This is a genomic window from Corynebacterium amycolatum SK46 (assembly GCF_000173655.1).
GTDB classification, from domain to species: domain Bacteria; phylum Actinomycetota; class Actinomycetes; order Mycobacteriales; family Mycobacteriaceae; genus Corynebacterium; species Corynebacterium amycolatum_A.
This window is the reverse complement of the sequence record NZ_ABZU01000025.1, coordinates 1-13,324: the sequence shown is the minus strand read 5'-3', so window position 1 is coordinate 13,324 and position 13,324 is coordinate 1. Positions and strand designations below refer to the sequence as shown.

The window sequence follows — 13,324 nt, the reverse complement described above, 5'->3', positions numbered from 1 at the left end:
GACAAAGGCTGGAGAGCCAAAGAACTAGATCGAGACGAAAGCTAGGAAGATATACACAGCAAAACGCCCGACCGTCTGCGCATCTACTGCACAGAACAATCGGGCGTGAAAAGGCTTTTGGCTATCTAGCCGCCTATTTACTTCTTGCGAGCCTGACCCGGCTTCGGAGCGGGCTTGGACGGCTTGGAAGAGATCTTCTTAGCGTCGTCAGCGTTCTTCTTCTCGGTCTTGACCTCGTCGACCTTGATCTGAGCCTGCTTGGAAGCCTCTGCGGCCTTCTCCTCAGTAGTCTTCTTGGCCTCAGCAGCCTTGTCCTTGGCCTCGTCGGCCTTGCCAGCTGCCTTGTCCTTTACCTCTTCAGCCTTTTCCTTAGCCTCAGAAGCCTTCTCTTCAACGGTCTCCTTGACCTCAGCGGCCTTGTCCTCGACCTTGGTCTTAAACGCCTCGGCCTTCTGCTGGTACGGTGCTGGGTCAACCGGGAGCTTATCGTCCTTGCGCAGCTTCCAGACGATGACACCAACAATTGCTGCAACAACAGCGAAGACCAGGGAAGCGGTTGCAATGCGACCGTTCTTGGCGCGCTGCTCTTCCTTGCCGGTTACCTTGTCGATGGCCTTCTGAGTGCGCACCTCGAGGTCCTTGCGCGCCTTCTTGGCCTTCTTTTCAGCCTTCTTAGCCTCGCAGCGAGTCTTGCAACGAGTCTTCTTGCCCTTGAGCTTTGCGTCCTTCTTTGCCTGCTTGGACTTCTTTTCGACCTTGTTGGTCAGTTCGTCAGCCTGCTCCGCAAACTGCTCGCGAGCGTCGGAAACCTTTTCCTTAACGTCTTCCGCCCAAGTGGATGCTGCGTCCTTTGCTGCCTCGTTCTGTGCAGCTGCCACCTTCTTAGCCTCCTGCATCGTGTCGTAGAGCTCTGCAGCCTTCTTGTCCCGGTAATCCGAGTAGCTGTCGTAAGCGGACTTCAGTCCCTTGACAGCCAGCGAGATTGCGTTGGGGTTCATGACTCTCCTTAATTAGTGCGTCGCCAACAGGCATCGCCTTTAATTCTCAATCAATGATTATTACTGCTGCGGCGCCAGTGCTTCTGAGACCAAGATGCTTCTAAGTTCAAGAGCTAGAGCCCAGCTAGGCCTAGCGCCGAAATATTTGCAGCAGGCTCACATTCCAGCTTAGGCACTAATTGGCTTCCATGGGGGTCAACGAAGAACTCTTTTCCTTATCTTGAGAAACATTTGCACTGGTTTCTGCCACGGAGAAACTCACCAGTAGGAGCAATTGGCCACCAAGGTCGGTATCCTAAGGAACGTGACTATTAAGACTGCTACTGCAACTGTGCACACCAACCATGGCGATATCGTGATTGACCTCTTCGGCAACCACGCGCCGAACACCGTCGACAACTTCATCGGCCTGGCAGAGGGCACGAAGGAGTACAAGGGGCAGAACGCCTCTGGCACCGAGTCCGGCCCGTTCTACGATGAGGCCATCTTCCACCGCATCATCGCCGGATTCATGATTCAGGGTGGTGACCCGCTGGGTACCGGCACCGGCGGCCCGGGCTACATGTTCGACGATGAGATTCACCCGGAGCTCCAGTTCGATCGTCCGTACCTGCTCGCTATGGCAAACGCCGGCAAGCGCGGCGGTCGTGGCACCAATGGTTCCCAGTTCTTCATCACCGTGGTTCCGACCCCGCACCTCAATGGCGCTCACACCATCTTCGGTGAGGTCGCTGATGACGCTTCGAAGAAGGTTGTCGACGAGATCGCTCGTGTGGCTACCGATCACTGGGATCGCCCGTTGGAGCCGGTCGTGATTACCTCCATCGATATCGAGAAGTAATCCGCTAGCTTCTACGCTCTTTAACCCGTCCGGTTGTTCCGGGCGGGTTTTTTCATGCCCATTTTCGCTTTACGACGGCCCGTAACCTCAATGTTGTGTTTAGGGGTAGTGGGGGTAGTAGCAAATCGTGTTGATTCTCCACATGTCCACAGCCCTGTGGACAAAATACTCCACTGTTCACCTAGGTGAACACGGGCTAAGAAGCACGTTACGGGTCCCAATTTTCACAAATTACAACAATTCACAGTTGTCCACAGACTTGTGCACATGTGTGGATAATTCCATTCTTGTAATTTACGAACCAGCGTTCGAAAGTGGTCGAATCCCGCAGAATATTGGAGTTACACACAACGTGACTTGCAACTATGTTACTTGTTCACAGAGTTATCCACAGGCTGTGGATGCTGTGGACACACAGGATCGACTGAAAGTTGTCATGCTTTACGGTTTCTGTCACGTAACCCGTGAGAAATTTGGGACGAAATCTCTCCACAGTTATCCACAAATTACACGATTGTTACACAGGTTTCTGTGGATAACTTTTTTGCGCGATCAGTAGGAGCGGAATCCTCATTCTCCGAAAAACGTGTGGGAAACGGGTGTATTGACGGGGGTGAATTGACCTGGGTTTTTAGGTATGAAAAAGGCGCATCCAAAAGTGGATGCGCCTGAGGGGTGCGGTGTATTAGAACTGACTAACGCCAACCCATGGTCATGAGCAGACCAACAATGAACAGACCAAAGCCGATGACGTAGTTCCATGCGTTCAAAGTCACCATGAACGGAATATGAGGACCCGCGATGTAGTTGACCAGCAGCCAGCCCAAACCGATCAGCATGAACCCGAACATCAGCACCTTGTACCACACCGGTGTCTGAGTGCTATTGATCTTGACCGGGGTACGGCTGACGGAGGAGCCACCGGATTGTGGTGAATTAGTGCTTTCAATCTTTGCCTTAGGCATAGCGCTTTAAACTCCTTAGGTTGTGGTCAGCAGGTTGCGATCAGCGCGGTATCTACACTCCCGCGGTATATGCATAATTGTAAACTTTGCATCCGAACTTACCAGTGAAGTTCGCAGGCAGTAGAATTCCCAGTTATGCAGATTCTCGTCGTCGATAACTATGACAGCTTCGTATTCAATCTGGTCCAGTACATAGGCCAGCTCGGCGAAACGGTTACTGTCTGGCGCAATGATGATGCGCGTCTCCGCGATGTTGACGACGTCGTAAAGCAATTTGATGCAATCCTACTGTCGCCCGGTCCCGGTGAGCCGTCTAATGCGGGGTGGACAGAGGACATTATTCGCGCGGTGAGCAGGCAGAACGAGCCGACACCAGTGTTGGGTGTGTGTTTGGGTCACCAGGCGATTGGTGAGGTTTTTGGTGCGCAGGTCGTGCGTGCCGACGAGCTGTTGCACGGCAAGACCTCCCCGGTCACTCATGACGGCACGGGTGTTCTGGCCGATGTGCCCAGTCCTTTTATTGCCACGCGCTACCACTCGTTAACGGTGGATCCGAAGACGTTGCCGGAGGAGCTCATCGCCACGGCATTTACGGATTCGGGCATGCTGATGGCGATGCGCCACCGCGACCTGCCGATTCACGGCGTGCAGTACCATCCGGAGTCGGTACTCACCCAGTATGGGCACCGCATGCTGGTCAATTGGCTGCGACTGGCCGGCGGCGAGTACACCGAGGAACTCCTGGCGGAGTTGGAAGAGCAGCAGGCCGTGTACCAGCGCGCTTTCTCAGACGTGCTGGCACACTAGCCGCTAGTTAGGCAGCAGATCCGGCAGCCTTATGGGAGGTTCCGGAGCAGGCTCGTTCTCAGAACTCTCCGGGGCGACCCCCAGCCGGTAGACGCGTAGGGTGACCTCGCCGTCCTTGTTGAGCTTGGAGCCGGCCGACGGTTCGGCCTTCTCCACGTGGTCGACCTTGGACAGATCCAGCGTGGTGACTTCCTCGGTGCGGATATTGCCCTCGAAGCCGGCATCGGTGAGTGCCTTCTCCGCATCGCTAAGAGTCTGGCCCTCAACTCGTGGCATCTTAATTTGGTTGCCGCGCGAAACGTGCAGCTCGACAGTCGTTCCGACGGTGAGCTCCGTGCCCTTCTGGGGAACCTCAACGACGGTTCCCTGCTCCTCAGTGGAGTCAACCTCCACCACCTCGACAACGAAACCAGCGGACTCGAGGGTCGTGCGGGCGGAATCCAACCTCTGACCAGTGACATCCGGAACAGTCTTGGTCTCGATACCGGAGGAGACAGTCAAAGTTACGCGGGTTCCCTTCGACACTTGAGAACCGGCAGCTGGAGACTGCTCGATGACATTGCCCCGCGGAACGTCCTCATTCGGTTCCTCTTGCAGCTTCGGGTTGACGACAAGCCCCGCCTCCTCGAGCAGGCGGCGAGCTTCCTCAGCCTGTTTGTCACGCACATCCGGCACATTGGTCAACTCCGGTCCTGAAGATACGCGCAGCTTGATGCGAGATCCCTGCGGCAACCCCGAGCCGACGCCCGGCTCGGTGGCAATCACCGTGTCTCGGGGTACATCTGGGTTCGGCTCGTCGACGCGGTTGACCACGAAACCAGCCTGCTCGAGAACCTGCATGGCCTCATTGACATTTAGGCCCTCGACCTGCGGAATGGCAACGGTCTCGACCTTGTTGGACGACTCGAAGAACTGGTAGGCGCCGTAGCCGACACCGCCGAGAGCCACCATCGCAGCGGCCACCAACGCGACAGTCTTTCCTGCGCCACCCTTCTTTTTCTCAGGCTCGTCAGTGTTAGCAATCTGAGCAGGGGCTTCCGGCTGGGCAGCTGCTTTCGCCGGTTCCGGAGCAGGAGCCGGAGCAGGGACAGGGGCCGGAGTTGCCTGCTGCGCAGGGGTCACCCGGGTCGCAGCATCCGATGGAGCTGCCGGAAGGAATTCGGTTGTCTTCGCGTCGTCGTCATGCGCGCCGTGGTGCGCCAGCGCCAACGGATCCTCGCCGCGTGCAAGCCGACGCAAATCCTGGGCGAAGTCCTCTGCCGAGTCGTAGCGCTCCATCGGATCCTTGGCCATCGCGGTCAGCAGCACCGCGTCGAGGGCCTGAGCCGTGTTCGGGTCGGTGTTGAGCTTCCCCGAAGGTCGCGGCGGCTGATCCTGAACGTGCTGGTAAGCGACAGAAAGAGGGGTTTCGCCGGTGAACGGCGGGGCACCTGTGACGGCCTCGAAAAGTACGCAGCCGACAGCGTAGATATCGGAACGGGCATCGGCGGTCTTACCGCGCGCCTGCTCCGGCGAGAGGTACTGCGCGGTACCCAGCACCGCCGCAGTCTGCGTCATCGTGGTGGAATCACCGAGCGCGCGAGCGATGCCGAAGTCCATCACCTTCACCTTGCCGGTGTTGGTCAGCATGATGTTCGCCGGCTTGATGTCACGGTGAATAATGCCCGCATGGTGGGATGCCGTCAGCGCATCACACACCGATGCCATAATCGACGCGGCTTTCTTCGGGTCGAGCCGCCCCTCACGACGAACAAGATCACGCAGGGTCTCGCCCTGAATCAGCTCCATGACAATGAAAGGCACGCGCCCCATCGGGCTATCCGTCTCACCGGTGTCGTACACCGACACGATCGAAGGGTGATTCAGCAGAGCCGAGTTTTTCGCTTCACGACGGAACCTTGCGAGGAAGTTCTCATCCCTGGCAAGGTCGGCCCTCATCATCTTGACCGCGACAGAGCGACCGAGAACAGTATCTTCAGCGCGGTAGACATCGGACATGCCGCCAACGCCAATGAGCTCGCCGAGCCGATAACGGCCGGAGAGGAGATCGTCATTGCCAGACATTGTTCGTCAGTCCCTTCGGAAGGATTTCCACCAAAACATCTTGTACCTGAATATTACTGTGCATCTGGAGTCCCCAAGGTACTACCGGAGTCATTTCCCAGGGGCAACTGAATACCGGGCAGACCACCGCCGCTGGAGTCGTCGTCACTGGAGTCGTTGCCATTGTCGTTGCCCGGATCCTGGGTCGGTTCGGAGGTACCCGGTGCGGTCTCGCTGGTGTCCTGTTCAGTGGAGTTGTCAGAGGCACCGTCATTGTTGCCGCCGTAGTTTTCACCAGAGTTGCCGCCGTCGTTATTTCCCCAGTTACCGGAATTGTCTCCCGACCAACCGTAACCAGAACCGTCGTTGGGGTCGGTGTTTTCCTCTGTGGTCTGCTGCTGTGACTGGTTCGGAATGTACTGCTCCAAGTTCGGAATGGTTGGCAGTGAACCGGTAGTCGACAGCGAATAGACGACCGCGATAGCACCGGCCAGCAACACTAGCAGCACCAACAGCACAATGCTGCCGCAGCCACAACCGCAGCCGCTGCGCTTCTTTGCCGGCTTTCGCTGTCGGGCGGGTTGCTGCTGTGGCCGCTGCGGTTGCTGCTGTGGCTGCGACACCGGCATGGGCGGTCGCGTCATGGCACCGAGTTCGGTGGTCGCCGGGTTGGCAGCGTTGGATTGACGGTGCACCGTTGGGGTCACACCACGCGGCTGCGGTGGGCGGTGCCCCGCGCGCACTCGCAAAACAGCCTGCGCCAGCTCACGGCCATCGGCATAGCGACGCTGCGGATTCTTGCGCAGCATAATGCCGATAAGTTCGCGGATATGCGGATTGACCGTCGGCGCCAACGCAGGTGGTGCCTCGTTGATGTGTGCCACGGCAACCGCGACGGTGGAGTCGCCCTGGAAGGGGCGGGCGCCGGCCACCATTTCGTAGGCGACACAGCCAAGCGAGTAAATGTCAGTCGCCGGACTCACCTGTTTGCCCTGCGCCTGCTCCGGTGAGACATACTGCGCGGTGCCGACAACCATGCCGGTACGCGTCAGAGGCACCGCTTCAGCGGCCTTGGCAATGCCAAAGTCGGTAATCTTCACGGTGCCCTCCGGCGTCACCAACAGGTTGCCCGGCTTAATGTCGCGGTGGACAAGGTTCGCAGCGTGAATTGCCGACAGGCCGTGTGCAGTCTGCTCCAGCACGTCGAGCATCAGGTGCTCTGGCAGGGTACGACGACGCTGCAGCACCTGCGACAGAGATTCGCCACGGATGTACTCCATGACGATGTAACACGCGCCGTGGCTGCCGATGTCGCCTTCCTCGTAGGTGACAATCTTCACCACGTTTGGGCTGCTGACGCTGCGCGCAGCGGCGGCTTCGTTCTGGAAGCGCTGCCGGAACTCGTAGTTGTCCGAGTACTCCTGGTTCAGAAGTTTGATTGCAACCAGTTCGCCGCTGGTGGCGTCGTCGGCAAGCCAGACGGTGGACATGCCGCCACGGCCGAGCAGACGGCGGACGTGATATCGGTCGCCAACGATGTCTTGAACTTGGTGGGCATCCATGCTTATCGACCCGCCTGTTCGACCGCGTCAATGAGCGCACGGCCAATCGGGGCGGCAACGGAGGCGCCGGTAGCGCCCTGGCCTTGGCCGCCACCGTTTTCCACGACGACAGCCACTGCGACATCGGCGTCCGGCGCGAAGGCAATGTACCAAACGTGCGGTGCGTACTCGCCGCGGACAGCACCGTGTTCCGCGGTACCGGTCTTGGAGGCAATACGCGAACCATTACCGCCGGAGTGTGACTCGGAGCCGCGCATCAGCTCAGTTACGGTCTCCGCGACCTCCGGCGAAATCGCCTCGCCGGCTTCAATCGGCTTGAAGGACTTGATTTCGGAGAGGTCGGCACCGCGCACCGATTTGATGATCTGGGGTTCCATGCGCACGCCACCGTTGGCAATCGTGGCGGCGATGATGGCGTTGTCCAGCGGTGTGAAGGACACGTCGCGCTGACCAATGGAAGTCTGCCCCAGCGAGGACTGATCCGGAATCTCACCGACGGTGGAGGGCTGAATCGGCAGGCCCGCGTCGTCGTGGGTCTCACCGATGCCGAATCGCTTTGCGACGTCCTTGAGCGCATCGGCCCCGTACTGCATACCGAGCTCCGCGAATGCCGTATTACAGGACTGTGCGAAAGCCTGGCGGAGAGTCGTAGTAGCCCCGCCACAGGTCGAGCCACCGTAGTTTTCCAACGTGGTGGTGGTATCCGGCAGCGTAATCTGCGGTGCGCCAGTGACTGAGGTGTCCGGGGAGGCGCCTTGCTCCAGTGCCGTGACCGTGGTCAACACCTTGAAAGTGGAACCCGGCGGCAGCGGACGCTGAGTGGCGTGGTTGAGCAGCGGTGCGCCCTCATTGTTATTGAGGGACTGCCAGGTACTCTCGTCGCCGGCCGCGATGTCATTTGGGTTGAACGACGGTGTGGAGGCCATCGCGAGAATTTCACCCGTCGATGGGCGAATGGCGACGGCGGAGCCGACGTAGCCGCGTTCAGCGAGTTGTTGGTACGCAGTCCGCTGAGCGTTCGGCAACAGCGTCAGCTCGGTGGAGGCCCCAGCGGGTTCCTTGCCCGTGACCATGTCGAGGGCGCGGGAGGTAAACAGCGAAGGGTCGCTGCCGTTCAAGATCTCGTTTTGGGAGCGTTCGATACCGGCGGAGCCGTAGATGTCCGACAGGTATCCGACCACCGCGGCATATGCCTCCGGGTCGGTGTCGTAGCTGCGGTCATAGAAGCCGTTCTCGCCCTTGACCGAGTGGGCCAGAATGTCGCCGTCAGTGGTGATTTGGCCGCGAGGTTTGGACTTTTCCTCCAGGAACTGGCGGCTATTCAGCGGATTGTGGGCGTACTTATCCTCCTGGAAGCCCTGGATGTAGGTCAGGTTCGCCAGTAGAAGAACGAAGAGCCCGAGTACGACAACAAAGATTTGGCGAATGGTCTTATTCATCTACTGGTTCACCCCCTGAGATGCGTTGGCATTGTCGTTGAGGCCCGAAGGGTTGCTTGGAATGCCCCAGGGGCGGTTGGCCTCGTCAGAGACGCGCAGCACGATGGCCAACATGATGTAGCTGGCCAGCAGTGAGGAACCACCGGCTGACATGAACGGTGTAGTCAGACCGGTTAGTGGCATCAGCTTGGAAACACCGGCTGCAACCACGAACAGCTGAATGGCCATCGAGAATGCGATGCCGGCCGCCAGCAGCTTGCCGAAGGAATCACGTACCGCCAAGCTCGCCGAAATACCGCGCGAAATCAGAATCGCGAACAGCAGGATGATGGCACTCAGACCGGTAAAACCGAGCTCCTCGCCAAAGGCGGAGAGGATGAAGTCAGAGTGTGCCACCGGAATATTCTGTGGGTAGCCCTGGCCCAGACCGGTGCCACCGATGCCACCCCAGCTCATGCCGAACAGACCCTGGGAGAGCTGGTAGCCGCCCTCGTCGTAGGAGCCCAACGGATCCAGGAAATGCGTGACTCGCGCCTGAATCTTGTCCGAAACCATGTAGACACCGACAACACCGATGGTCACCAGCCCCATGCCGATGATGAGCCAGGAACCACGACCGGTGGCAGCGTAGAGCATTGCCAGCACAGTGCCGAAGAGCACCAGCGCCGGACCAAAGTCATTCTGCAGAGCCATGATGACAGTAGCGATGCCCCAGATCAGCAGAATCGGACCCAGATCGCGAACACGCGGGAAATCAATGCCCAGGAAACGCTTACCCGCCACATTGAACAGCGAGCGCTTATTCACCAGCAGCTGTGCGAAGAAGATCAGCAACATGACCTTGGCAAACTCACCAGGCTGCATGGAGAACGGGCCGATGGAAATCCAGATGCGGGCATCAGCATTAATCGACGACGGCCACACCAGCGGTAGCGCCAACAGAATCAAGCCGCCGAGACCCAGCAGATACGAGTACTGCGACAGTGAGTGATGGTTGCGCAGCAGGACGATCACGCCGATAAACAGTGCGACACTGAGTACGGTCCACATGATCTGGTTGCGCACTAACGAGGTGTCATTGGCCAGGTCGAGGCGGTGGATCATCACCAACCCCAAGGCGTTGAGAGTGGCTGCAACCGGCAGCATCACCTGATCGGCGTTGGGTGCCACAAAGGTCAGCGCGATATGCGCCACTGCAAAGATCACAAAGAATCCGCCAATGATGTAAAAGACATCTGCGGTCAGCGAGTTGCCCTGAGCCAGCTCGAGCGAAATAAGTGCCAAAAGCAACAATCCTGCCGACAGCAGCAGCAGGAGCATTTCCTTCATCCGAAGCTGTCGCTTCGCGGTAGTTTCACTCATTTTCGCACCTGCCTACAGTTGACTCCTGGCTTCGAACCCAGCTTTTCATCCTTCTTGTCGGCGGAAGTTGCGTCCTTGTCGTCGTCGGACACGGACAGACATACCGGCAGTGCCGACTCCGCCAAACGGCCAATCTGGTCGCTGACACCGTCGTAGGAATCAGCCGGCAGACCTTCCAGCGAATTGCGTGCCGCCGGCGAGAGATCTTCCGGCGTCATGATGTGGCAGTCGACCTTATCCTTCGGCGTCCCAGCCGGAGGAAGCTGAACCTCGTTGTCATCGGTCAAACAGATGAACTGATGTGGCTCTTGCAGATCGAAGCCCAGCAAACTACCGGGCACGCCGTGCATCAGCTGCACCTGCCCGTCGACCACCGCGAGATGGTACATCGACTCCTTCTTCTGCCAGCCCCAAATACCAAGGCCGACCAAACCGGCCACCAGCACCAGCACCACAGAAACAACTAGCCACTTGCCCTTGGAAGCCTTCTTCTCCGGCGCCGAAGTCACTGCAATTTCCTGTGACTTCCGCGGGCGGAGTGCCGCCGCGCGACCCGCTGCCGTATTGGGGCGGGGGAGTTCCTCCTCCGCACTCTGCAGGGCACCGGCCAGGGCGGGCTCGTAAGGTGTGCGTGCCGACGAATCGACAACATCGGCAACCACCACGGTGATGTTATCCGGACCACCGGACTTCAACGCGTAGTCAATGAGCTTGGTAGCGGCCTCGTCCGGAGTCCCCTCCGAGAGCACATCCTTGATGGTGTCCGCGGACACCGGATCGGACAGGCCATCCGAGCACAGCAGGTAGCGATCGCCCTCGTGGACATCGCGATAAGACAAAGTAGGCTCCACCGGGCGACCGGTGAGAGCCTTCAAAATCAGTGAGCGCTGAGGGTGAATTGCCGCCTCTTCTTCGGTGAGATTGCCCTCGTCCACCAGCGACTGCACATAAGTGTCATCCCGGGTAATGCGGATGAGCTCCCCGTCGCGCAACAGATAGCCACGCGAGTCACCGACATGGCACATGCCCAGGCGGGTGCCGTCGAAAAGCAGAGCAGTCAGCGTAGTGCCCATGCCTTGCGTAGAGGGGTTCTGCTCAATTTCATCCGCAATGGAGTTATTGCCCTCTATGCAGGCGCTGCGCAGGGACTCGAGCAAATCGGGGCCGGGCTGATCATTGTCCAACCGAGAGACAGCTGCGATCATCAGCTGGGATGCGATTTCTCCGGCGGCGTGGCCACCCATGCCGTCGGCAAGCGCGAGCAGACGCGAACCCGCATAGGCGGAGTCCTCGTTGTTCTGTCGGATGAGGCCGCGGTCAGAGCGGGCCGTGTAATTCAGAGCAAGACTCATGGTTGCAACCTCAAAGTTGTACGGCCAATACGAAATTCCATACCCGAAGCCAGTCGTTCCGGCTGTTCCACGCGCTGACCATTGAGGAATGTGCCATTGCGGGAGTCCAGATCCTCCAGGTACCAGATGCCGTCGCGGTTGATGACGCGAGCGTGCTGGCCCGAGGCGAAATCATCGTTGAGGACGAAGGCATTCGACTCTGAACGGCCAATAGTGATGTCGCGTTGGTTGTTTAGGTTCATGCGCGAACCCGCCAGCGGCCCGGAGGTGACAAGGAGCTGATGTGGAGTCTGCGAGCGCTGGAAACGCTTGGCCGGAGCACTGCTGGTCTGCCGAAGTGGGCGCAGCGGAGCCGAGCCAGTTGTTTCTGTACGCAGGGTGCGAAGCGTCATCCAAATGAAAAACCACAGGACGACCAGCACGCCGATGCGCGAAAGCAGAAAAACGATAGCTTCCACGTCCGAGGAACCTCCTTATGTAGAGCTGGTGGGTCCGCAACCGAACACACGGACGTAATTATTCCAGGAATGTGTCGGCAAACCTAGGGTAGTGGCATTTGAACCTGGTAAACCTCACTACTTAGCGGATCTGAACTTCGAGAACAGAATGTCCCAGCGAGATTTCGTCGCCGTCGGCCAGCAGCCAGTTATCGATGGGTTCGCCATTGACAATGGTGCCGTTGGTCGAATGCAAATCGACGAGCACAGCGTCCTGGCCATCCCACGTGATCTCGGCATGCTGGCGGGATACACCAGTATCCGGGAGGCGGAAGTCGGAAGCGGTGCCGCGGCCGATGATGTTCGAACCATGGCGCACCTCAAATATGCGCGAGGAGCCGTCCTGCAACAGCAGGGTGACGGTCTTTTCCTGGGGCGGGTCTTCACCCACGGCCGCGCTGCTCAGCTCAGTTGCAGCCTCCGGGTCGACCGCGGGGATGGGGCGGGAAGCGGTGGGGAACTGCTCAGCTTCCGGCTGCGGGTGGAAGGCGGCAGAGGTCTCTGCAGCTTGGGGTTCATCATCGCTTTGCGACGGGGCTGCGTCAGTGTTGGCACTGTCAGCATTCTCAGCACTGTCGTCGAAAGGAACGAACTCCGAAGTGCTTACGGTGTCCTCGGTGAAAGTGCTGGCCGTCTTCAACTGGCCGGTGTGGAGAGACTCCACTGCCTGCAGGTGGACGCTAATGGAACCGGTGAAGCCCCAGCCGTTATTACGGCAGTAGCGCGTCATGCGGTCAGCCAACTGATTCGGCAGGTTGGGCTCGGACGCAGAAAGGTTCTTGTAGTCGGCAGCGCTGATGCCAATGCGGAAATCATTGGGTGCCAAGTACTGACCGTTGGCGTCCTGCATCAGGAAGTCTTCAATTTCCTGCTTTAGGCATTCTTCTAACTCATTCGGGACAACCTTGCCGCCGAACACGCGCGCAAAGCTGTTGTCGAGCCCGCGCTGAAGCGAGCTATCGAGCTTGCGGATGCGTCCTAGGAAATCCATCTGACTAAAGAAATTCGCCTTCTCCCGCCAAACCGCGGCGGGTTACGTGAAAAATGTGCACAAAAATTATCGATACTTAAGCAACAGTATAGAGCCCTACACCTTCAGTTAAGGGCTAGGAACTGCTGAGGTTTATCAAATAGTGACGACGGTTGTGGAGTGAGTTGCTGGTACTAAGGGTGAAAAAGGCGTCTTAAATGCCGTTGGAAAGTGCTTGAAAAGTGGTGAAAAGTTGTGAAAAACGCGCGCTGGCCTGGGGATTTGGTGGTGTATTAGCGCGGGGTGTTATAGTTCTATTCGTTCCCACGGGCGAGTGGCGGAATGGCAGACGCGCTGGCTTCAGGTGCCAGTGTCCTTTACGGACGTGGGGGTTCAAGTCCCCCTTCGCCCACAGCGAAGATCCTCGGAAGTTTAAAAGCTTCCGAGGATTTTTTTGTTTGCGGTGGCGGTTCGAGCGGGGCTTGTGT

11 protein-coding genes and 1 tRNA gene are annotated in these 13,324 nt (G+C 58.4%); 3 read left to right on the top strand and 9 right to left on the bottom strand.

Annotation, left to right across the window (positions count from 1 at the left end; all coding sequences use genetic code 11):
- Positions 1 to 137: 137 nt before the first annotated feature.
- Entirely contained in the window at positions 138 to 998 is an 861-nt protein-coding gene (locus CORAM0001_RS10370) for a hypothetical protein (protein ID WP_005511905.1), read from the bottom strand.
- A 304-nt stretch (positions 999 to 1,302) separates the two neighbouring features.
- Between CORAM0001_RS10370 and CORAM0001_RS10365 the strand changes: the two genes are divergently transcribed.
- Positions 1,303 to 1,839, top strand: coding sequence for a peptidylprolyl isomerase (locus tag CORAM0001_RS10365; RefSeq protein ID WP_369707163.1), 537 nt, complete (start codon positions 1,303 to 1,305; stop codon positions 1,837 to 1,839).
- A gap of 695 nt (positions 1,840 to 2,534) precedes the next feature.
- Here CORAM0001_RS10365 and crgA read toward each other — a convergent pair.
- On the bottom strand, positions 2,535 to 2,804 hold the full coding sequence (gene crgA / locus CORAM0001_RS10360; RefSeq protein ID WP_005511903.1) for a cell division protein CrgA: 270 nt from the start codon (positions 2,802 to 2,804) through the stop codon (positions 2,535 to 2,537).
- Positions 2,805 to 2,939: 135 nt separating this feature from the next.
- On the opposite strand from crgA, the gene CORAM0001_RS10355 reads away from it, so the two are divergent.
- A complete protein-coding gene (locus CORAM0001_RS10355; RefSeq protein ID WP_005511901.1) occupies positions 2,940 to 3,611 on the top strand; it encodes an aminodeoxychorismate/anthranilate synthase component II in 672 nt (223 codons plus the stop codon).
- A 3-nt stretch (positions 3,612 to 3,614) separates the two neighbouring features.
- On the opposite strand, the gene pknB is transcribed toward CORAM0001_RS10355, so the two are convergent.
- The 7 genes from pknB to CORAM0001_RS10320 form a co-directional block, all read right to left on the bottom strand.
- Complete coding sequence (pknB, locus tag CORAM0001_RS10350) at positions 3,615 to 5,675, bottom strand: Stk1 family PASTA domain-containing Ser/Thr kinase (protein ID WP_005511909.1); 2,061 nt, start codon at positions 5,673 to 5,675, stop codon at positions 3,615 to 3,617.
- Between the two features lie 53 nt (positions 5,676 to 5,728).
- A complete protein-coding gene (locus CORAM0001_RS10345; protein ID WP_005511913.1) occupies positions 5,729 to 7,216 on the bottom strand; it encodes a serine/threonine-protein kinase in 1,488 nt (495 codons plus the stop codon).
- Positions 7,217 to 7,218: 2 nt separating this feature from the next.
- Complete coding sequence (locus CORAM0001_RS10340) at positions 7,219 to 8,655, bottom strand: penicillin-binding transpeptidase domain-containing protein (protein WP_005511908.1); 1,437 nt, start codon at positions 8,653 to 8,655, stop codon at positions 7,219 to 7,221.
- Entirely contained in the window at positions 8,656 to 10,017 is a 1,362-nt protein-coding gene (locus CORAM0001_RS10335; RefSeq protein WP_005511906.1) for an FtsW/RodA/SpoVE family cell cycle protein, read from the bottom strand.
- Positions 10,014 to 11,369: a PP2C family protein-serine/threonine phosphatase gene (locus CORAM0001_RS10330; protein ID WP_040361961.1), complete on the bottom strand. Its 1,356-nt coding sequence runs from the start codon at positions 11,367 to 11,369 to the stop codon at positions 10,014 to 10,016. Before CORAM0001_RS10330 ends, CORAM0001_RS10335 begins: the two co-directional genes overlap by 4 nt.
- Positions 11,366 to 11,827, bottom strand: coding sequence for an FHA domain-containing protein FhaB/FipA (locus CORAM0001_RS10325; RefSeq protein ID WP_005511899.1), 462 nt, complete (start codon positions 11,825 to 11,827; stop codon positions 11,366 to 11,368). The genes CORAM0001_RS10330 and CORAM0001_RS10325 overlap by 4 nt, the downstream gene beginning before the upstream one ends.
- Positions 11,828 to 11,948: 121 nt before the next feature.
- Entirely contained in the window at positions 11,949 to 12,857 is a 909-nt protein-coding gene (locus tag CORAM0001_RS10320; protein ID WP_005511911.1) for an FHA domain-containing protein, read from the bottom strand.
- 307 nt (positions 12,858 to 13,164) lie between these two features.
- On the opposite strand from CORAM0001_RS10320, the gene CORAM0001_RS10315 reads away from it, so the two are divergent.
- Positions 13,165 to 13,248: transfer RNA gene (locus CORAM0001_RS10315), tRNA-Leu, on the top strand.
- The last annotated feature ends 76 nt before the right edge of the window (positions 13,249 to 13,324 follow it).